Source organism: Terrisporobacter hibernicus (assembly GCF_020809405.1).
GTDB classification, from domain to species: Bacteria; Bacillota; Clostridia; order Peptostreptococcales; family Peptostreptococcaceae; genus Terrisporobacter; species Terrisporobacter petrolearius.
Genome location: NZ_CP081135.1, coordinates 2,407,792 through 2,430,087, shown reverse-complemented (window position 1 = coordinate 2,430,087; position 22,296 = coordinate 2,407,792). Strand labels below are relative to the sequence as shown.

Annotated in this window: 14 protein-coding genes and 1 riboswitch; of the genes, 2 read left to right on the top strand and 12 right to left on the bottom strand. The window is 27.8% G+C overall.

What is annotated here, in order from left to right; translation table 11 throughout:
• Positions 1-3: 3 nt before the first annotated feature.
• From JW646_RS11930 to JW646_RS11910, 5 genes are all read right to left on the bottom strand, one after another.
• On the bottom strand, positions 4-1,026 hold the full coding sequence (locus JW646_RS11930; RefSeq protein WP_228415287.1) for a FecCD family ABC transporter permease: 1,023 nt from the start codon (positions 1,024-1,026) through the stop codon (positions 4-6).
• Positions 1,010-1,918: an ABC transporter substrate-binding protein gene (locus JW646_RS11925; protein ID WP_148555930.1), complete on the bottom strand. Its 909-nt coding sequence runs from the start codon at positions 1,916-1,918 to the stop codon at positions 1,010-1,012. Before JW646_RS11925 ends, JW646_RS11930 begins: the two co-directional genes overlap by 17 nt.
• A 118-nt stretch (positions 1,919-2,036) precedes the next feature.
• A riboswitch (cobalamin riboswitch) is annotated at positions 2,037-2,229 on the bottom strand.
• A gap of 68 nt (positions 2,230-2,297) precedes the next feature.
• Entirely contained in the window at positions 2,298-3,311 is a 1,014-nt protein-coding gene (locus tag JW646_RS11920) for a nucleoid-associated protein (protein ID WP_074914288.1), read from the bottom strand.
• 22 nt (positions 3,312-3,333) lie between these two features.
• On the bottom strand, positions 3,334-4,239 hold the full coding sequence (locus JW646_RS11915; RefSeq protein WP_148555929.1) for an RluA family pseudouridine synthase: 906 nt from the start codon (positions 4,237-4,239) through the stop codon (positions 3,334-3,336).
• 115 nt (positions 4,240-4,354) lie between these two features.
• The gene (locus tag JW646_RS11910; protein ID WP_148555928.1) at positions 4,355-4,852 is read right to left on the bottom strand and encodes a YbaK/EbsC family protein; all 498 of its coding nucleotides are present in this window, start codon (positions 4,850-4,852) and stop codon (positions 4,355-4,357) included.
• Between the two features lie 229 nt (positions 4,853-5,081).
• Between JW646_RS11910 and JW646_RS11905 the strand changes: the two genes are divergently transcribed.
• Entirely contained in the window at positions 5,082-5,882 is an 801-nt protein-coding gene (locus tag JW646_RS11905) for an NAD(+)/NADH kinase (protein ID WP_148555927.1), read from the top strand.
• An 18-nt stretch (positions 5,883-5,900) separates the two neighbouring features.
• Positions 5,901-6,503, top strand: a complete 603-nt coding sequence (gene yfcE, locus JW646_RS11900; RefSeq protein ID WP_148555926.1) for a phosphodiesterase — start codon at positions 5,901-5,903, stop codon at positions 6,501-6,503.
• A gap of 53 nt (positions 6,504-6,556) precedes the next feature.
• On the opposite strand, the gene ytvI is transcribed toward yfcE, so the two are convergent.
• The 7 genes from ytvI to JW646_RS11865 all read right to left on the bottom strand — a co-directional run bounded on the left by ytvI (position 6,557) and on the right by JW646_RS11865 (position 22,296).
• The gene (gene ytvI, locus JW646_RS11895; protein WP_228415286.1) at positions 6,557-7,618 is read right to left on the bottom strand and encodes a sporulation integral membrane protein YtvI; all 1,062 of its coding nucleotides are present in this window, start codon (positions 7,616-7,618) and stop codon (positions 6,557-6,559) included.
• Between the two features lie 113 nt (positions 7,619-7,731).
• Complete coding sequence (locus JW646_RS11890) at positions 7,732-8,985, bottom strand: HlyC/CorC family transporter (protein WP_148555925.1); 1,254 nt, start codon at positions 8,983-8,985, stop codon at positions 7,732-7,734.
• Between the two features lie 569 nt (positions 8,986-9,554).
• The gene (locus JW646_RS11885) at positions 9,555-13,085 is read right to left on the bottom strand and encodes an AAA family ATPase (RefSeq protein ID WP_148555924.1); all 3,531 of its coding nucleotides are present in this window, start codon (positions 13,083-13,085) and stop codon (positions 9,555-9,557) included.
• On the bottom strand, positions 13,072-14,283 hold the full coding sequence (locus JW646_RS11880; protein WP_228415285.1) for an exonuclease SbcCD subunit D: 1,212 nt from the start codon (positions 14,281-14,283) through the stop codon (positions 13,072-13,074). Before JW646_RS11880 ends, JW646_RS11885 begins: the two co-directional genes overlap by 14 nt.
• Before the next feature lie 18 nt (positions 14,284-14,301).
• Positions 14,302-18,087 carry a helicase-exonuclease AddAB subunit AddA gene (addA, locus tag JW646_RS11875; RefSeq protein ID WP_228415284.1) on the bottom strand — a complete coding sequence of 1,262 codons (3,786 nt, stop codon included), beginning with the start codon at positions 18,085-18,087 and terminating at the stop codon, positions 14,302-14,304.
• Complete coding sequence (gene addB / locus JW646_RS11870) at positions 18,087-21,548, bottom strand: helicase-exonuclease AddAB subunit AddB (protein WP_228415283.1); 3,462 nt, start codon at positions 21,546-21,548, stop codon at positions 18,087-18,089. Before addB ends, addA begins: the two co-directional genes overlap by 1 nt.
• Positions 21,538-22,296 carry a PD-(D/E)XK nuclease family protein gene (locus tag JW646_RS11865; RefSeq protein WP_148555920.1) on the bottom strand — a complete coding sequence of 253 codons (759 nt, stop codon included), beginning with the start codon at positions 22,294-22,296 and terminating at the stop codon, positions 21,538-21,540. The genes addB and JW646_RS11865 overlap by 11 nt, the downstream gene beginning before the upstream one ends.

Sequence of the window (22,296 nt, the reverse complement as noted above, 5' to 3'; positions counted from 1 at the left end):
ATATCAACTTCCTTTTTTAAAATATACATAGGCAAAAAATGGTGCGCCTATTAACGCTGTAACTGCTCCCACTGGCAGTTCTATTGGTGCAAACACTGTTCTAGAGATTAAGTCTGATATTACCATTAGTCCTCCTCCAAATAAAAAAGACATAGGTATAACATATTTATGATTTGAACCAAAAGCCTTTCTTACTACATGAGGGGCTATTAAATCTACAAATCCAATAGTCCCGCTAAGAGCTACAGATCCTCCTGTTAATATTGCACAGTAAACAAATAATTTTTTCTTCACTTTGTATGTGTCCACACCTACAGCCTTGGCTTGTTCTTCTCCAAATGTAAGAATATCCATCTCTTTTGTATACCTAAATACACCTAACATTCCAACTAAGAAAAATGGTAATATTAATCCTACGTAAGTCCATCCTCTCATGGCAAAACTACCCATTTGCCAAAGGGTTATACTTTTCAGATCATTGCTAAAAAATGCTGTTAAAGTAGTTAGTAATGCATTTACAAATAAAGATAGAACCATACCTACAAGAACCACTGTATTATTTGACATAGTCTTATCTATTTTTGTTGAAAAAACAATTACTGAAAACATGGTAATTAATCCAAATATAAACCCTATAAATGGTAACGTAAATCCACCTATTAATGGTATTGATATTCCTGTAACTATTATAAGCCCTGCTCCCAAAGAAGCTCCCGAAGATACCCCTAAGGTAAAGGGTGATGCCAATTCGTTTTTTAGTATGGATTGAACTACTGCTCCACTAGTTGCTAAACATCCCCCAACTAAAAATGCTAATAATACTCTTGGTAACCTAAGCTTCCATATTATAGAAATATGTTTTTGTGTAACATTTTCTGGTAAATGTAAATTTAAGGTTTTATTACCTATTATGGACAATGTATCAAATATACTTATATCCGAGCTTCCTATAGATGTTCCTAACCAAATAATTGCAAATAATACAATTATACTTATAACTATCTTTTTTCTATTTGTTATAATCATCTGGATATACGGCTTTAGCCATTTCCTTTAAAGCTTTTATTATATTTTGAGTTGGGCGAGAAGATGAATTTGCATCTATATAATAAACTTCATTATTTTTTACAGCCTTAATATTGTCCCATCCGTCACGAGATTTTATTTCTTTTTCTGGATTTTTCACATAGTTAACTGTAGTTAGTATTACATCTGGATTGGCATCTATTACAGATTCTTCACTAGGTGATATCCATGATTTTTGATCTTTAAATATATTTTCTCCTCCTATAAGTTCAACCATTTCATTTAAAAATGTTGAGTTACCAATACTATATAAAGTAGGTGCTGGCCCTATTTCAACATATATTTTCTTTTTATCTTTTATAGTTTTTCCAACTTTAGCTACTTTTTCTATTTCACTTTTCATATTAGAAACTATTTCTTCGCCTTTATCTTTCTTATTAACTATAGAAGCAATAAACTCTATATCTTTATAAATTCCATCTATACTATCACTGCTAGGTATGTATACTACAGGTATTCCTACATCACTAAGGGATTTAAATGGATCTTCAGATGAACCTACTTTATTGTGCCCTGAAGCTATTACTATATCCGGCTCCAATTCAATTATTGCCTCTGCATCTGGTGAAGTAAAATCCATTTTCTTTACATCTTTATTTACCCCTTCTATACCTTCTGAAAATGTATCCATACACACAATTTTATCTCCCACACCTAAACCTGCTAATATTTCTGTATTAGATGGTGCTGTAGATACTATTTTTTCAATATTTGTTGGTATATTGACTTCATTTCCTTCTCTATCTGTTATAGTTTGCTCTTTTTTGTTACTACAAGCTGCTGTAAAAAGCATAATTAAGCATAATAACAATGGTAATAATTTTTTCTTCATAAGTTTTCCCCCCATACATTTAAGTTTAGAATAAAAAAAACCTAACCATAAGGCTAGGCTTCTATATCTGTATTTTGACATTATATGTCTTTTAAGATACTTCCTTCACCCCGAAGAAATTCACTTTTTAATTTAGGCAGGTCTCCTGACTTAGTATCAACCTACTCCTCTCCTTCCCATAAAAAACTCGCTTCGCTCATTTTTACAGTGGTATATTGAGTTTCGTCCACATTACAGTAACGGGGGCTGTAGAGGAATTTCACCTCTTTCCCTATTAATCTTTAATAAGAACCTAAATCTATATAAAATTGTTTCTTAATATATTGTAGCATATTCAAAGTTAGTTTTTATAAATTTAAAACTAATATTAGTATTTTTATTATTTTTCTTCATAGAAACTTACATTTTTTATTATTATATCAACTGTGCCATCTTCATTTTGTCTAACACTATATTTCATAGGGTCTTCAAAATCCACAAGATTTCCTTTTATATCAAATCCGTTATCTGTTTTTATACTTCTTTTCTTAAGTTTTTTCTCAACCCATTTTTTGTCTATATTAAAATTAGTTTCAATTCCTCTATCTACCATTAGTTCTTTGAAACTTTCCTTTAAGTTATCATCATCTATTGATTTTTCCACAAATTGTTCTATGTCTACTTCTTCTTTTTCTTTTAGAGTATAATTTAATAAACTTCTAACATCTTCTGCTTTTTTAATATTGTTACCCATAGCATTTGTTATCCAGTTATCTGCCGTAGTTTTGAAAGTTTTTGTATTAAACTTGTCATCTGTAACTTTTTCAGCATTTAAAAACTCAGTTATAAATCTTGATTTCTTTTCTGGATCTTCTTCTTTTTCTGAATCTTTATCTAATAATCTCAAATGGAATTCGTCATTTATTCCATTAATTCCAACTAATGCACACTGCTTTTGTCTTCCTGTATCTGGGATTCCTATTTCATTACTTATTATTTGTATGTTGAATTTTTCATCTAATAATTCTATAGAATGAGTGTATAGCTTCTTATAATCTAATTTTACTATTCCCACATATTTTTCATCTTTAACACTATATAAACACATAGCCAAGTCACATGAATCTATATCTTCATATTTTTTCATTATATCAAATAAATATGAAGCTATTTCTTTTGAATTATGAACGAAAGTATCATCATCGTAGATTATTTGCTCACAACAATTTTTTATTATATTATCATTATAATCTTTAAATACTGCCTTTCTTAAATCGTCGTCTTTTATTGCTCTATTAATTATCTTTTGGAAAAACTTATCTACCTCTATATTGTTTTTTCCTTCAAAATCGTTTAGTATTGGACCTTCACTATTTCTATCAAGAACATGAATAATATACTTATGTATAACCATATCTAATAACCTCCCTAAATTTTTATTTTAATTTTTCTATTAATTCTTCCATATCTTTTGGAAGTGGCGCCTTAAACTCTAAATCCTCTCTAGTTCTTGGTTGTTTAAACTTTAAACTGAAAGCATGTAAAGCTTGTCTATTAATTAACTTTTCATCCACATACCCATATAACTCGTCACCTATTATTCCATGACCTATATGATTTAGATGAACTCGTATTTGATGTGTTCTTCCCGTTTCTAGTTTTAGTTTTAAAACTGTAGCATCTTTTAATCTTTCTACTACTTCAAAATGTGTTACTGATGGTTGTCCTTCTTCATGAACTATTCTTTTTATACTATCATCAGTAGGTCTGTATATTGGCTCATTTATAGTTCCAAAATCTTCTTTAACTACACCTTTTACTACAGCTATGTACATTTTCTCTACTTTATCTTCTTTCATATCTGATGATAATACAAATTGAGCATAAGGATTTTTCGCCACAATAACTAAGCCTGATGTGTTCATATCAAGTCTATTTACAAATCTTATTTTTACATTTTCACTTTTTTTCACAACATAATGTGTAACACCATTGGCAATAGTGTTTTCAAAATGGCTCTTTGTTGGATGAACTACCATAAATGGTGGTTTATTTACCATTATTATATCAAAATCATCATATAAAATAGGTAACTTTAAATCTTGAGGCTTAAAATCTGCCATCTCTTCCTCAATTTTAACTTCAATTAAATCACCTTTATTTATTTTATCTCCTGGTCTAATATATTTATTATTTACTTTTACAGTTTTGTATCTTTTCATTTTTGATAAAGATCTTACTGAAAAATTTAGCTTATCTAATAATACTTCTTTTAACGTTAAATTTTCATCTTCATTTATATATGAAATAATATTATACTTTTGATCTTCTTTTCTAAACATGTGCTCACCTACTTTTACTTAATATTATTTATCTTACCATAATTTCATATATTTATATAAGTAAAAGAAAAAAAATCACACCATAATTTGTGTGATTTTGAATATTTAATAAAATTTATTTAACTTCTTCCATTTCTTCATATCCTTTGCAAACATCTATCCACTTTTGTGAATGAGAAAATCTTTCTAGCTCATCACAAGTTAGTTCTATAGATGAATTGCTACTTCCTGCTGCTGGGAAAATTGTATCAAATCTCTTCATGGAAACATCTAAATATACTTTTACTTGATCATTTTTAATGGCAAAGGGACATACTCCTCCTATACCATGACCTATATATTCTAATACTTCCTCTGGTGTCAACATTTTAGCTTTATGTCCAAATTCGCTTTTAAATTTCTTATTATCAATTTTAGCATCACCAGCTGTAACAATTAATATGGCATTGTCACCTTCTTTGTTTTTGAAGGAAAGTGTCTTTGCAATTCTAGCTGGAATAACTCCCACTGCCTGGGCTGCTAATTCAACTGTTGCTGAAGATAACTCATGTTCCATAATATCATTATCTTTATTGTACTCTTTAAAAAATTCTTTAACCTTTTCTACCGACATAATCTTACACCTCCATTTACAACATTTTCCTATAATTATTCCCAAAATAAGTATATCATATAAAATTATTTAAAGAATATAATTCCAATTTTTTTAAATTATTAAAATAAATAGAGGTTTTTATCTCTTTTTGTATAAATATTTACATTATAACATGTTTTTATAATGAAGAATATTTCCTTAATTTACATATATTTGATATAATACAACTAATAAATGAGGTGAAAAAATGGGGAGAATTATAACAATAAATTCTAATAAAGTACAAAAATCTCTTGAGACTAGAGATATTTTACATAAAAAATTAATTGAAGTTGGATTTGATGTTGACTATGAATATAACCCTAAAGCAGAATTAATAATATCTATAGGTGGAGATGGTTGCTTTTTGCAAACTATTCGAGATTATAATATTCCAAGTATACCTTTAGCAGGAATTAATACTGGCCATTTAGGTTTTTTTCCAGATATAACTCCAAAGGATATAGATGCTTTTATTCAATCTTATTTGGAAGAGGATTACGTAACTCAGGAGTTACCTCTTCTTGAAACTAAAGTTGCCACTAACCATGGCTGTTTTAACATTTTTGGAATAAATGAAGCTGTTGTTAAGGGTGATAAATCCAGAACCATCCATCTAAAATTAGATATAAACAACAAACGTGTACAAAACTTTAGCGGGGATGGTTTAATAATATCAACATCTGCCGGTTCTACTGCTTATAATTATGCCGTAGGTGGTAGTATTGTTGACACAAGTTTAAACGTTATTCAAGTTGCCCCCATATCACCAATAAACACAAATGCTTATAGATGTTTCACATCAAGCATTATATGTTCACATGACTCTGTTGTTAATGTATCTCCAGAGTGTGAATTTGAAAATTCTACCCTAGTCGTGGTAGATGGTTTAGAGTATAATTTTAATGAAATAGATAATATAAGTCTTTCCATATCAGATAGAAAAATCAAACTCCTTAGAACATCAAATTATGAGTTTTGGAGCAGGGTGTGTGAGAAATTCTTATAAATTATAGGAGGAAAGAATATGAAAATCGGAGTTCTTAGTGACACTCATGGAAGTTTACCTTATTTAGAAAAAGCATTGGATACTTTGTCAGACTGTGATATATTACTTCATCTTGGTGATGTATTATACCATGGACCTAGAAATGATCTTCCTGAAGGATATAACCCAAAAGCTGTAATAGAAATAGTAAATAAACTAGATAATATTACAATAGCTAGAGGTAACTGTGATGCTGATGTAGATCAAATGGTTATAAATCATCCAATTGAATCTCCTTTTGTACATAAAAAAATAGATAACATTAGTGTACTTATGGATCACGGGTATCAATCATCAAGAGAAGATATAATAAATAAAGCCAGAGAATTAGGTGTAGATATACTTATTCAAGGTCATACTCATGTAAAAGAATTATCTGTAGATAGAGATATTATAATTCTAAATCCTGGCAGTACTGCTATCCCAAAAGATGGTACTCATTCTGTAGCAACAATAGAAATATTAAATGATGACAATACGGAAGATGAATTTGAATTAGAGATTAATCTAATAGATATAAATACAAAAGAAATAATTGAAATTGATAATTGTGATTGCCAAGACGGATGTGACTGTAAATAAAAACTATATTTTCCTAACATGTAAAAAAGGCTAACTTTAAAGTTAGCCTTTTTTTATAATATATCTACTTTTTCTAATATGTCATGCATAACTAATAATCCTAAAAAGAATATTATGCCTAGTATTCCTCCTACCTGTATACCTACAAATATAGCTACTATTGTAAGCAATGGACTTATTCCCACATTTGCTGATACTAACTTTGGCTCTAATATTTGTCTAAGTATTGATAATCCTATAAATACTATTGCTATTCCTATGGATACAACGTAATTTTCTATAACAAAGTAATAAATTATAACTGGAACAAATATTACAATTATACCTAAGAAAGGTATTAAGTCTAGTAAAGCTCCTATTATAGCTAAAGGTAATCCATAAGGAACCTTAAATACTGAGAAACTTATCCATATAACTAAAAATGTAATACTCATTAGAATTGTATATGCTTTTATGTAACCTTTTATTGAATACATTATTTCATTTTTCACTCTACGAACTTTTATTTTTGTGTCATCTGTAAAAATACTTAAAAAAGCATTCTCTATTTTATCAAAATCCTTAGCTATGAAATATGTAGACATAAATAATGTTATTATTATAAGCACTACTGTTGGCAAAGATGTTGCCAAATCTATTATTTTTGCTAACATTGTCTTAGCTATATCAGCAAGATTCTTTCCGTAGTTTGCTACTAAGCTTTGGATATCTATACTATTGTTAGATATTCCCTGAAAATAGTTAACATATTTATCTAGGTTACTTACCCAATCGTTTATCATTATTCCCAAATATGAATAACTATTACTGTCTATGTTATTTAAAAAAGAAACTAAATGTTGACTTCCTTTTACTAGTAAAGATGACGCTAAAAATATAACTAAACCAACACCTAATAAACTTAAAAATAAGGTTGATATTCCTTTATTCACTTTAAACTTTCTTTTTAGTTTTTCAGATATAGGGTTTATAATAACAGCTAACAAACCTGCTATAAAGAATGGAGCTATATACCCAAAAGTTTTTACAACTAATAAAAACAGTATTAAATATATAACAAAAAATATTACATTGTTTTTTAACTTATGTAAAAAGGATTTATTCAATACAGACACACACATCATTCCTTTCTATATCTTTGATTATATACTCAATATAATCTTTATATACAAAATCCACCTTATTTAAAAATACAAATAAAACACTGTTTAAAACAGTGCTTTATTTGCTATAACATTATTCTGATTTTCTTTATTCTGTTTTTGTCTACTGACTCTATATTAAATTTAACCCTATCTACTTCTATAACTTCATTTTCCTCTGGTATGTGTTTGATATATCCTATAATATATCCTCCTATAGAGTCAAATTCTTCAGATTCTAAATTAATATTTAAAACTTCATTTACGTCGCTAATTTTAGTACTTCCTTCAACAAGGAACTCATTAGAACTAATTACTTCTATTTCATCTTCATCCTCATCAAATTCATCTTCTATGTCACCGACTATAACTTCTACTAAATCTTCTATTGTTATTAAACCTGCTGTACCACCATATTCATCTACTACAATAGCCATTTGGCTTTTGTCTTTTTTCATTTCTTCAAGAAGTTGAGTAATTTTCTTAAACTCATAAGTAAAGAAAGGATCTCTAATATATTGTTTTATATCAAAATTATCTATTTCTTCATCATTTAAGAATATTACATCTTTTATATTTAATATGCCTATAATATCGTCAATTGTCTCTTCATATACAGGCATTCTACTTAACTTTTCTGTTTTAAATAATTCAATTATTTCTTCATAACTATCTTCTGCATCAATAGCTACAATATCTAGTCTTTGAACCATAGCTTCTTTTGCTTGCATATCACCAAATTCAAAAACATTATTGATTATTTCTCTTTCTTCCATTTCTAATAAACCTTCTTCATGACTTACATTTACCATGGTTTTTAACTCTTCTTCTGTAATAAATGGTCTTACACCATGATCATCTACACCAAGAAGTTTAAATATTATTTTAGTAATAACATTAAATATTGCCACTACTGGCTTTAATATTATCATAAAAAATTTAATTGGTTTAGCCACCGTTAATGCTACTTTTTCAGGAGTACTAGCTGATATAGTTTTTGGTGTTATTTCTCCAAAAACTAATACTAATACAGTCATCAAAGCTGTGGCTGCTGCTACACCTTGTGATCCCCATATAGTTATAAATAATGAAGTAGATATAGATGTTGCTGCTATATTAACTATGTTATTTCCTATTAATATGGACGTAAGCAATCTATTAGAATTCTCAATTAAAGAACCTACTAATTTTGCCCCTCTAACTCCATCTTCTTCCATATGTCTTATTTTTATTCTGCTAAGTGACATTAATGCTGTCTCAGATGCAGAGAAAAATCCTGACGCTATTAATAAAATTACTAATAAAACTATTTGAACCAAACTACCGGTCGAACTATCCAACCTTTACCACTCTCCTACGTATATATATTTTATATTATTAAGTATTATAGCATAAGTTAACCTCATTTTAAATTAATTAATTTTATTAAAGGGCCATTGTAAATATTATATCCATTATGTCCCTTATTAATTTAAACTTATCATAAATAAATAAATCAATAACAAAAACACTTAAAAAATTATCTTGAAAAAAAAAGTTTTTTTTATCATTTTGTGTCATTTTATGAATATTTACATATATTAAAATTAAGAAAGGCTAATACAGAGTCTTTCTTACAACAATAATATTTTGTTGTTACTCCTTTGTTGATATTTATTTCTGAGCTTCGTAAAAAAATGTATAAAATTCTAAATAACGGAAAGAATTATATATGAGAGCGGAAATTATATATCTCTCCCCCTAATAAGTATATATTTTTAAGGCATCTACTATTCCCCCAGTAGGTGCCTCCTTTTTTATTCCTTATTTAATCTATTGACAACCCTTTAGTTTAGGCGTTTTCACAGTTTTAAAATCAATCATAATTTCCTAGCATGTAAAAAACCGACCTTTTAGGGCCGGTTTTAATCTAACTATATTCTATTTTCACTCTAGACCCTTTGCCTACATCACATGGACTAACCAAAAGTTTTACTGGTACTCTATTTTTTAGTTCCTCCACATGTGAAATTATACCTATGCTTAGTTGATCATTATGAAGATTTTCTAAAGACTCCATAACTACATCTAGCAACTCTACATCTAAGGATCCAAAACCTTCATCTAAGAAGAAGAATTCTAAAGGACTACTTCCTTTTAATTGTATTTGAGATGATAATGCAAGTGCCAAAGACAATGATGTTAAGAATGTCTCTCCTCCTGATAATGAATCAACGCTTCTTCTTTGTCCACCATTCATATTATCTCTCATTATGAAGTTTAGATTTTCGTCTATTTCTAGTGCATACCTACCTCTAGTTATAGAACCTAATCTTTTTGATGCTTCTAATGCAATATATTTAAGTTGATTGGTTGCCACATATTCTACAAACTTATTTCCCATTATCAATTTATTTATTTCATCTAATAATGATGATTCATGTTCAACTTTTTTAACTTCTTTTGTTATTTCTTTTATTGATAATAAAGATTTTTCAATATTTTTAAGCTCATTTTCCTTTGAACCAATATTTTTTCTTAAATTTGCTATCTCATTTTTTAATGAATCAATTGATATATAAAGATTTTCAAAGTCTTCAGGTTTTATACTTCTTCCATTTAATTTTTTATTTAAATCAGATATTTTTACTATTAAGTATTTAGTCTCTTCATCAAAATATTCTATTTCGCCTTTGTATTTCTCTTTTTCTTCTTTTGGTAAAATAGATTTTTCCACAGAATTAACGCAGTCAAATTTATTTTCTACTAATAAATTTGTTAACGTTTGATTTTTACTTTCTAATTGTTTTTTTGCTTGAGATAAAACACCATCCTTACTACTTTTTAATTTTGTGTTTTCATCAAAATCATGCTTCTTATTAGTTAGCTCTTCGTGTAGTTCCTTTTCATTATTTGTTACTTTATCAATATTTTCTATAGTAGATTGTAGTAGTTTTGCCGGTGAAACACCCTTAGCTATTTTGTTTAATTCTTCTTCCTTGTTTTTTAATTCTTTATATTTAGTATCTCTAAGTTGAATCAAGTTAGAAAGTTTCTTGTCAATTTCATTAAATAAGATATCTTTTTCTTTAAGTTCCTTATCTAAAGTTTCTTTTTCTTTATTTAAAATTGACATTTCCTTGTTTAACAGTTCAATTTTCTTTTCATTTTCTCCAATTTCTTTTACCTTAGAACCTAAGTCATTACATTTAACTTTAGATTTTAATCCTAAGTATTCTAAGTTAAGATTATCGTACTTTTTATTTAAATTATTTATTTTTTCTTTTAATTCAATACTTAATTTTCTGTCTAAATTTAAATTTTCCTTTATTTTAACTTCTTCTTTTTCCACATCATATTTTAAATCTTTTAATTTGTATGTTTCTTCAATTGTCTTGTTTTTATCTTCTTCCCAAGATAATACTTTTTCTTCTAGTATTTTTAGTTCCTTTTGTTTTATGTCTATTTCTTTTTCCAATGAAGAAGAATTGTAATCTCCTAATTTCCCTGATAACTCGCTTAAAGTTTTTCTTTTTATACTTTCAAATGAATTAATTTCAGTATTCTTCAAAGATAGTTCATCATAATTTCGTTTTTCTTTATTATACTCATCTTCTAATTTTTTAATTTTCTCTTCAATTAGTTTAGCTTCTTCTAAATTAGCACTAACATAAATTTTTTCATGATGAGTAGATCCACAAACAGGACAAGGTTCGTTTTCTTTTAATTCTTCCCTTAAATAAGCCGCCATATTTTTATATATTAGACTTTCTTGTTCCTCTTTTAAGTCTTCTATAGTTTTATTTATTCTTTGCAACTTTTCACTACATTCATTTAAATATCTCTGATTTTCAAATTTACTCTTTTCATTTTTATTTAAATCATCTTTAATAGAATTAATTTGTTTTTCATAATCCTTTGTATTTTCCAATCTTGATTTCAAATTATGTAGGTATTCTTTTTCACTTGATACTATCTTGTTATCTCCAGGACAATTTCTATTTAAAGTTTCCTGATGATCTAAAAGTTTTTTTAGTTTTTCATTTACTGATGATTTATTCTTTTCCACATCAATATTTTTAAACTTCAAATCTTCAATTCTTTTGCTTACTTCTTTTAATAATTTATTATTTTCTTCTTTTTCCACACTTAATTTTTTTAACTCTTCTTCTTTATTATAAGCTTCAAATATATTTTCTTTTAAATCTGTACTTATGCTTAAAGATTCAACATTTTTATTATTGTCTTGAATTTTTTTATATTTACTATCAACTTGATTTTGTAAATCTACTATTAATTTTTCTAAATCTACTTTTTCCTTATTATCTATATCAATTTGTTTTTTTAGCTCTTTAATCCCATTATTTAAAACTTCTATTTTTTCTTCTAAATCTATTCCTCTTTGAAGTTTACTTTTTTCTTCAATTAATAAAGGTATCTTTTCATTTTTAGCTTTCTTTGCTTCTTCATATCGAATGGATAATAGATCTATTTCTTTTTTAATATTAATTATAATTCCTTCTAATTTTTCCACTTCATTAGAGTTTTCGTATATATCTTTTTCTAATATTTTTATGTCATTTATATGAGGAATAATAGTTTCTCCTCTTTCACATCTTTCAATTGCTTCTCTTTTTATGTTAATTTCTTTTTCTTTTAAGTCTATTTGTGATTTTCTATCTATATGTTTTTGTAAAGATTTTTGATCTTCAAATATTATTTTATTTTCTTCAAATTCTTTTTCAGCTTTTGATAAATCTTCATTTTTAGTTTTTTCTAGATTTTTAGCTTGTAAAAGTTCTTCTCTAATTTCCTCGTATAATTCTTCTGTAATTCCTTCATGTTGGCTAAGTTTACCATTTAAACTGGTTAAATCTTCTTTTGCCCTATTTCTTCTTAACTTAACCTTAGTTGAAAGTTTTTCACCGTATTTTTCAAGATTAAATATTCTCTCAAGCATTTTCCTTCTATCTCTATCTTGTAGTTTTAAAAACTCACTAAACTTACCCTGAGGTAAAACTACAGATCTTGTAAAGTCGTCAGAAGTTAATCCTATAATATCTTGAATTTTAATTTTTACTTCTCCAACCTTGTCAGCAAGTACATTTATATCTCCGTTATCTTTTATTTCTCCTAAAAGTACCCTGGAAGTTTTAGTACCTCCTGCTGGTGTATTTTTTATAGTCCTTTCAACAAAATATCTTTTTCTATTGTTTTTACTTCCTATTTCAAATTCATAATTTACAATTGCTTTGTCACAGCTAGAATTTATATAATCAGTAGTATCTCTAGAAATATCTCCATATAAGGCTATAGTTATGGCATCTAATATGGTAGATTTACCACTTCCCGTATTACCAAAAATACCAAACAATCCTCTTGATGTTAACTTTTGAAAATCTATGGTTTGCTTATCAGTATAACTATTTAACCCCGTTAGCTCTAATTTAATTGGTCTCATCGTCTTCACCCTCTTCGCTTACTATGTTTAAAAATAAGTCCATAAGCTCTCCCCTTGGCTCACATTTTTCTTTAAATTTATAAAAATCACTAAATAATTGAGCCATGGATTTTTCCTTTAAGTCGATTTCTTCAGCCTCATATTCAGAGGTAATAATTGGCTTTATCTCAATAATATCCCTTAAATAGGATTTCATTTTCTTTATATTTTCTTGACTTATAACTTCATCTGTTTTTATTTCAAAGTAAGACCATATATCTCTGTCTTTATTTTCTTCACATACTTTTAAAGCTTCTTCTATTCCATCACATTTGAAAACCTCAATAGGTTTATAGTTATTAAAGTATATAGTTTCTATTGAAGGCTCTTCATTTGCATGTATTTCTACTATATTTGCTCCTTTAGCATAAATTCTCTCTTTTACGCTATATTGTAGCGGTGATCCTGAATAATATACATTTAATCTTTCAGATGCTTTTTGTGGCTTATGTAAATGTCCTAAAGCTGTATATTGAGCTTTTTGTGGTAAATCACGCTTATCAACTACAAGACTTCCTCCCAGTTGTATTTGTCTTTCTGAGTCAGATGGGTCGCCTCCACATACAAATAAATGAGATACGGCTATGTTTATGCTATCTTCATCAAAGTTTTTTTCTAAATTTCTGAATATATCACCTATTTTATTAGAGTATGTTCTTTGTAGTTCTTCTTCACTCTCCACATCTTTAATTGCATCGTTTAGTCTTTTCTCACTTGGATAAGGTAATGTGATTATAGTTACTTTCTCTTCCTTAATGTTTAATTTTAAACATCCCTCACTGGCTTTCACTATTTCATAACCTTTATATTTTTGTTCAGTTGTACTGCTTAATGGATACCCTAAAATTATAATTCCCTGCTCTTTTGCAAGAGGTGAAACAGCAGATAATCTTTCTGGATTATCATGATTACCTGCTATAATTAACACACATCTATTTCCATCATCAGCTAATCTACTAACTGTTTTATAAAATAAGGTTTCTGCCCCAGCTGGAGGATTTGAAGTATCATACACATCTCCAGCAATAATAACCATATCTATGTTGTTTTCTTCAACAATTTTTATAAAATCGTTGCAAAACTTTTCTTGTTCCTCTAATTTTGAATGGCCTTCTAGATTTTTACCTATATGCCAATCTGATGTATGAATAAATTTCATGGCTCCTCCTTTTATTTTTTATAATTTAACTTCTTCATCTATATTAAATAGATATAAATACTTTTCTTTAATATTTTTACCTGTAAGCTTATTTAAAGCCTCTGCATATAAGTCTAACTGCTTTTCATATCTATTTATTACTTCTTGTTTATTATCTTCATCTATATAGTCTGTTTTGTAGTCTACTATTACTATTTCTTCATCTTCTTCAAAATATAAGTCGATGATACCTCTAAGCATTAGACTCTCCTCTTCATAGGTTGCCCTATTATTTTGAATATCTTCATTATTTAGATAAATATCGTTCATTTTTATCTGAGAATAAATACTTTGTTCTCTTTTTATTAAATGGGATGATAATGCTCTTTTTCCTATATTAGATTTGAAGAATTTATATATTTTAAAAGGATTAATAACTAATGATTGTTTTTCACTTATTATTTCTCTTTTTATTAAATCTTTAATTTGAGCTTTTATTTCATCTATTGTATTTATTTTATTTAAATCAAGAACTTCCATAACTAGATGGACTATTGTACCCCTTTCCTGAGGGCTTATTTTATTCTTTGCTTCACTTTCTTGAATAAATAATGGTCTTTTTAAAGTTGTTTTTTCTTCATATAAATGCTCTGAGTAATCTTCTTCATGAATACTTTGCATTTTTTTAATTTCTGATACAGATATACTTCCAGAAACTTTTACACTTTCTTTGTAAGGATATAAATAATTTAACTTTTCACTTATTTCTTCCTTATAATCAGCTTCTGTAATTTTTTCTTCCATTTCTTTTAGTAAAGTTTCTATATTAGTTTCTTCTTCTTTTTCTTCAACTACTACGTCTTCTTTTTCCCAAGTGTCTAAAGACCACCTAGAGTCATGATTAGATTGGGATAAAGTTTCTATATCGTAGGCTTTTCTTATTTCCTCAAAGTCTTTATGTTTTAATACTGAAGGCATAATCCAATCTAGATAATTTCTAGCTTTTAGCACATCATACTGAGAAACCGGATTATTACCGTCTAAGTTTTTACCCCACTTATGTAGTGTTCCTGGAATATCTTTTACAGCACCTGTTAATATAAGTTTTTCTTTTGCTCTTGTTAAAGCAACGTATAAAATTCTCATTTCTTCTGAAAGATTTTCCAAGTTCATCTTATATTTTAAAGCCTCTTTTGCAATACTTGGATAAGAAATACGTCTATTAATATCTACAAGCTGTGGCCCGAAACCTAACTCATAGTGATATAACATATCCCTTTTAAAATCCATTGTGTTGAAATTTTTACTCATAGCACAACAAAACACTATTGGAAACTCTAGCCCTTTACTTTTATGTATAGACATTATTCTTACAACATTGGCATTTTCTCCAAGGGTTTTGGCACTTCCCATATCTGAGTTGGATTTTTTTATTTTGTCTATAAAGTTTATAAAATTGAATATTCCCTTAAAGCTTGTTTCTTCAAACTGCTTTGCTCTTTCAAATAAAATCTTTAAGTTAGCTTGTCTTTGGCTTCCACTTGGAAGTGCTCCCACATAAGCAAAATATCCACTTTTCATGTATAAATGCCATAAAAACTCATCTGTACTCATATACAAAGATTTTTCTTTATATTCTTTTAATTCTCTTAAAAAACTTCTACATTTTTCTCTTATTTCCTTCTTTCCATCCTCTTCACTTTCACTAATTAGTCTTATACATTCATAAAGATTTGTATTGTTGTCTTCCAATCTAATATCTATAAAATCTTCTGGTGTAAATGAAGTACAAGGAAGTATTGGTGATTTTAAAACAGATAATAAAGGAATATCTTGCATTGGATTATCTATTATTCTTAAAAATGCCATTATTGTTTTAATTTCTATAGTATCAAAGTACCCCATGCCCGTATCTGCATAAGTAGGTATTCCCATATTTATCAATTCATCAGCAAATACAGGAGCCCATGCAGATGTGGCTCTAAGTAAAATCACTATGTCTTTAAAATCTACCACTCTATAATCATCTAACTTTTTATCATATACTTTATGTATATTTCCTTCTTCATCTGGTAACATTAGGTTTTTGATTATTTTCCCAACCATACGAGCTTCCAATTGTATATTGTCTAACTCTTCTTCTGGTTGTTCTTCATCATTTTGATTATCTTCCGTAGTTTTTTGAGCTTTTTCCATTAGATGAATTTCTGTAGCTCCTCCCACAATTACTTTTTCTTCTAAGTTTTCTTTAAAAGAAGCTCCTAAGTTTAATGCCTCATCTTGTGTATATTCAATCTCACCTATATTTTTACTCATTATATTTTCAAATACATAGTTACAACTGTCTATAACTTCTTTTCTACTTCTAAAGTTTTTATAAAGCATTATTTTTCTATTTTTTTCACCTTTTTGTGTGCCATAAGTAGCATACTTATCTAAGAAAATTTCTGGCTTAGCTTGTCTAAATCTATAAATACTTTGCTTAACATCTCCAACCATAAACCTATTTGGAGTTTTAGTTTTTGCTATAGTTGAAAGTAAAACTTCTTGTACAAAGTTCGAATCTTGGTATTCATCTATGAATATTTCGTAAAATTTTTCTCTGTACTCTAAAGCTATATCACTTCCTACAGCTTTACCATTTTCATCTTCTAAAAAATCTCCTTTTTCATCTTTTTTTATTAATATATCTAGAGCAAAATGTTCAATATCATTAAAGTCGATTATACCTTTTTCTCTTTTTCTTTCACTATAGAGCTCAATAAATCTTTTAAGAATTTTACTTAAAGAATTTACTATAGGGTATAACATTTCTACTTCCTTATTTAAAGCAGAAATGTTTTTGTTAAACGTGGAACTTTGTATGGATTCTAAAGATTTTTTTGCGTCATCTCTAATTTTTTTAGCTTTATCTTTAGCATCTTTTATATACTCCTCTGCTCCCTTAGGAATTCTTTTTACACCTTTTGCATAGTTTTCAAATTCCAAAGAAATAGCTGCTCTGTATGTCTCTTCCCAATTTTCGTCACAACTATCCAGTAATCTTTTTATCATTTTATACTCTATTTTTAATTTATCGGCAAAAGTTTCTAATTCTTCAATACCTTCCACCATTTTTAATGCTTTATCAAAATTTTTTACTATACCATTAATTTGAATTTTTATAGTATCTAAAATAATTTTTGCCCATTTTGATGTGGAAAAATCAAATTTATCATCTATATTAAAGTCATTTACACTGTCTTCTAACCATTTCATTGGATAAGGTGAAGACATTACAAAAGAATAAATACTAAGTACCATTTGTTGTAAATTAGTATCTCCTCTTTTTTCGCTGTAACTTTCCACTAATTTATAAAAATCATCTTCCTTTTCTTCATAAAACTCTTCAAAAATTTCTTCTATTGTTTCTAACTTTAAAATGCTACATTCTGTTTCGTCGCCTATTCTAAAATTAGGGTCTAGATCGATTTTATGGAAGTTTGATTTAATAACCTCTAAACAGAAGGAGTGTATTGTAGTTATACTAGCTTTATTTAAAAGAACTAGCTGATTTTGTAAATGACTATCTTCTGGATTCTTCTCCAAGGCCTTACCTATCGCATCGCCAATTCTTTCTCTCATTTCTGCTGCTGCTGCATTGGTGAAGGTAACTACTAGTAAGCTATCTATGTCTACAGGTTTTTCTTTATTTGTTATTATTTGTATTATTCTTTCAACTAATACTGCTGTTTTTCCCGAGCCAGCAGCAGCTGCTACTAGTAGATTGCAATCTCTACTATCTATTACTGCTTGTTGTTCATCAGTCCATTTTGGTGAGCTCACTATTTCTTAACCTCCTTCTCCATTAGTTTTATAACTTCTTCATCACTTTTATCATTAAGGATTGTATACATATTTCCTTTTATTGAAGGATCAAATTGGCATATGGATGAATAAGTACAAAAATCACAGGATGTTCCATTTTTATTTTTACATGGAACTATACTTATATCTCCTCCAACCATTCTTTCACAAAGGTCTTTTACTTCATATTTTACATATTCTCTTAATATATCAAATTCCGGTTCTGTAACACCTTTTGTGTATCTACCTATATTTCCATTTTTATCTAAGTTAGCCGGTATAACTAAAGATGTTTTTCTCTCTCCTTCTTTTAGGGACATATCCATTTCTCCGATAATGTCTACATCTTTTAACACAAGTCCATTCATTCTAAGTTTTTTTAATATTTCTTCATTTATTACATCATCTTTTTGGTCTTCGTTACTTCTTACAATAGGATTATCTATTCTGTTATAAAGAATAGCTGCTGGTTTTAAGTTTGATTTTTTATGTCTATCGCTATCTATAATTGCATCTAAATAAACTAGTAATTGTAACTGTAATCCATAATAAACTTCTGTTAAGTTGATGGATTTATCTCCTGATTTATAGTCTATAATACGTATATACTTGCTATCATCTTTTTCCAATTCATCTATTCTGTCTATTTGACCAACTAAGGTTACTTCTTGACCATCATTTAATACTAGTTTAATAGGTGGGTATTTTCCATTTTTTTTAAAACTAACTTCGTAGTCAACAGGTTCAAAGTTTCCTTGTTTTATTTGCATAGAAATAATACTAATTGCTGAAACTAGCATTTTTTTCAATCTATATGCCAAATACTTGTATCTTTCAGAAGAATTTAAGATAAATCCAGGTATTTTGCTTACCATTTCATCTACAATAAGAGATACTCTACTTCTAATATAGTCTTCATCTATTTCATGCCAATTTAGCTTATCTTTGTTTAAGGATTTAGAGAAAATATCAAGTATATTATGTATAAAAGAACCTAAGTCTGGTGCTGTAAAAGCATACTCTTTTCTTTCCTGTGCTTTTAACCCATATTGAATAAAATATGAGAACGGACACTGAGCATATCTTTCTAACTTGGAAATACTTAAGTTTTTATTTTCATATAATTGTTTAATTTTTTCTCTTTCTACTTTTTCCACTTGGTTAGTATAGCTTAATCCGCTTACTACTTTCTCCAACTTATTCTTATATTCTTCATCACCTAGGAAATATCTATATAAATCTAAATAAACTTCGTTAATATCCCCTCTAATTTCAAATTCTTTAATAGCATTAATTAACTCGTTAAAAGTAGGTGCTTTTACTGTTATATTATCTAAAGCTGTATCAGTAGAATTATCCAAATCTTTTAGTACATAACTTTTTATATTAATATTAGAAAATATCTTTTTTAGTCTAGATACAATTATAGAAGGTCTTAAGGTCTTTCCTTCATGATCTGATATGGGATAACTTATTGTTAAGTTTTCACTTGTATAAGTTAATGCCTTATAAACTAAAAACTGTTCTTCATAAGTTTTTGTCTTACTATCTATATCAACTTCTATTCCTTTTTCACCTAATGAGTTTCTGTCTTTATCGCTTAAAAGGCCACTTTCCTTTGAAATTAGTGGAAATATACCATCGGTAGTTCCTATTAAATAAAGGTGTTTTGTGTTAGAGTTTTTCATTCTATCTACAGAACTTACTAAAACTTGATCCATACTTGGAGGCACAAGTCCTAACTCATACTCGTCAAATCCTAAACTTATTACCTTCATAAATTTATCCAAAGATATTTTTTCATCACCCATTAACTCTACCATTTGATCAAGTATATCTACTACTATTTGCCAAACTTGCGAGTATTCTTTAGCAATTTCCAAATCCCCTTTTTCATTGAAGTTATTAATTAATTTTTGTAAAGTTTCTTCTATATTAATATCCAATAAAAACTCATAAACATAAGTACAAATTTCTCTTACAGTTTTATTTTTCTTATTCAGCTTATTTTGCAGCTTTATAATTGGTTCTAATATTTGATTTCTAGTTTCATTGATTCTTTCTTTTTGCTCCAAATCAAATTCGCTTTCTTCTGCCAAATAATTTTGATTAACTTTGTACTCCCATTTTTCTTCGAACCACTTCTTCCCTGTAATTCCGTTTTGAAGCACATAGTTTTCAAGCAAACTTATATCTTCATCACTTACACCTATAAGTCCACTTTTCAAATATCTAAACATTGTCTCATAAGAATATCTTCTGTTTCTCATTTCCAAAGCAGAAAGAATTAAGACTATAATAGGATTACTTTTTGCCTCTCTTTTTGAATCTATAAAGTTTGGAATTTCATATTCCTTAAAAATTGAACGTACTAAAAAGTCATATCTATTTAAATCCCTTGTTGCCACAGTTATATCTTTATATCTAACTTTTTTCACTCTAACTAAATGAACTATATCCTTTGCCACTTGCTCCACTTCATCATATAAATTGTTAAATTCCTTAATTTTTATATGCTCAGTTTCCTTTTCATATTTTCTGTAAGGGTATGCATGATAAAAAGCTTCTAAATGTTGTAATTCTTCATTTCCATTAAACCTTTTTACATTTTCACAATTTAGATTTATGTTAGTATGAATTTTAACACCTTCTTCTGCTGCAATTTTATATAGCTTTTCATAAGTATATTTTGTTCTAGAAAAAGCGTCATTTTTGGAATATGTAAATTGAGTTAAAGAATCTATAGTTAGGGAGATATAAACCTCTTTAGCTTGTTTTAATAGTTCTTTTAAAATACTGTACTGATTTGGTGTAAAACCAGTAAATTCATCTATATAAATGTAAGCATTTTTAAAATAATCACATTGTTGTAATTTATCTGATAGAGATGTTAACAAATCTTGAGAGTCCACGTAATTTTCATGTAGATTTTTTTCAAACTCTCCATAAATCTTGGCAATATCCATCAACTTATATCTTAAAGTTTCATTTTCTATTTCTCCTGCTATACTTTCTAACACATCCGGCGATACATTGTATTGCTTTAATTCAGATATCATATCTGTTATAGATCCTACAAAACCAGATTGTGTAGAAGATCTTCCATAGACCTTAAGTTCATTACTAATTTTATCTATGGATTTATATATAATCATAGCCTTTCCACTAGAGTTAATATTTACATCAGTAAGTCCTCCCACCTTTGAAAATACTATACTACTCATGGTTTTGAAACTTAGTACTCTACTTCTCAAATATTTGTCCTTTTCATCTCCTTGGAAAAGTTTAGACATATTTTTTTCCATTTCAAATGAATATTGCTCTGGAACTAAAAGAATTACAGGACTAGTTTCGTTATCTTGTACTCTTTTTTTTATTTCATTTAGCATAAAGGTTGTTTTTCCTATTCCACCTCTACCTAATACAAATCTAAGACCCATAAATGTCTTCCTCCAAAATTTCATAATTTACAGCTTCACTGTTACAAAGCTTATTAAACTCACAGTACTTACAGTGGTTTATATTTTTATTTATATTGTATTCATTATTAAAATCTTCATTTTCTATATTATCAATAATATTTAAAATCTTCATTTTGTTTTCTTCATAAAGTTTTTCATTATAATTTATAGTCACTGGTTTATTTTCTAGAGCTGGTTGATAATAATTCATAATTATATTTTCAATTTTATAATTTGGATAAAATTTTTTTCTTATTATTTCTTCAGCTAAAAACATATACACCACACTTTGCATTCTATTTAATGCATTTTTATATGTAATTTCCTGGTTCTCAGTTTTCCAATCCCAAAGACTTATTTTATCCTTATCTATTATAACTAAGTCAATTTTTGCCACAATTTTTCGTCCATTTAAATTCAGATTCATTTCATATTCTGGTAAATATATATTTTCTTCCTTAATTGGCAACAAATCTTTTATTTTATTTATCCATTTATTAAAACTTTTATCTTCACATTTTCCTATGGGAATATGTGAGAAATATCTTTCACATAATAAGTGAAAATCTCGTCCATATTTTAAGCTGTCATAATACTCTCTACTGCCTAAATCATCATGCTTCCAATTTATATTATCTATATATTTATATTTAAACTTAAAAGGACATGATTTATAAGTATTTAGAGAGTTTTGACTATATATAAAATATTTTAATTTCTTATTCAT

Bases quoted from the DNA above. Each gene is read 5' to 3' on its own strand.
- JW646_RS11930 (WP_228415287.1), bottom strand. From the start codon at position 1,026: ATGATTATAACAAATAGAAAAAAGATAGTTATAAGTATAATTGTATTA.
- addB (WP_228415283.1), bottom strand. From the start codon at position 21,548: ATGGGTCTTAGATTTGTATTAGGTAGAGGTGGAATAGGAAAAACAACC.
- JW646_RS11925 (WP_148555930.1), bottom strand. From the start codon at position 1,918: ATGAAGAAAAAATTATTACCATTGTTATTATGCTTAATTATGCTTTTT.
- JW646_RS11865 (WP_148555920.1), bottom strand. From the start codon at position 22,296: ATGAATAAGAAATTAAAATATTTTATATATAGTCAAAACTCTCTAAAT.
- JW646_RS11905 (WP_148555927.1), top strand. From the start codon at position 5,082: ATGGGGAGAATTATAACAATAAATTCTAATAAAGTACAAAAATCTCTT.
- JW646_RS11910 (WP_148555928.1), bottom strand. From the start codon at position 4,852: ATGTCGGTAGAAAAGGTTAAAGAATTTTTTAAAGAGTACAATAAAGAT.
- yfcE (WP_148555926.1), top strand. From the start codon at position 5,901: ATGAAAATCGGAGTTCTTAGTGACACTCATGGAAGTTTACCTTATTTA.
- JW646_RS11885 (WP_148555924.1), bottom strand. From the start codon at position 13,085: ATGAGACCAATTAAATTAGAGCTAACGGGGTTAAATAGTTATACTGAT.
- JW646_RS11920 (WP_074914288.1), bottom strand. From the start codon at position 3,311: ATGGTTATACATAAGTATATTATTCATGTTCTTGATAGAAATAGTGAA.
- JW646_RS11880 (WP_228415285.1), bottom strand. From the start codon at position 14,283: ATGAAATTTATTCATACATCAGATTGGCATATAGGTAAAAATCTAGAA.
- JW646_RS11915 (WP_148555929.1), bottom strand. From the start codon at position 4,239: ATGTTTAGAAAAGAAGATCAAAAGTATAATATTATTTCATATATAAAT.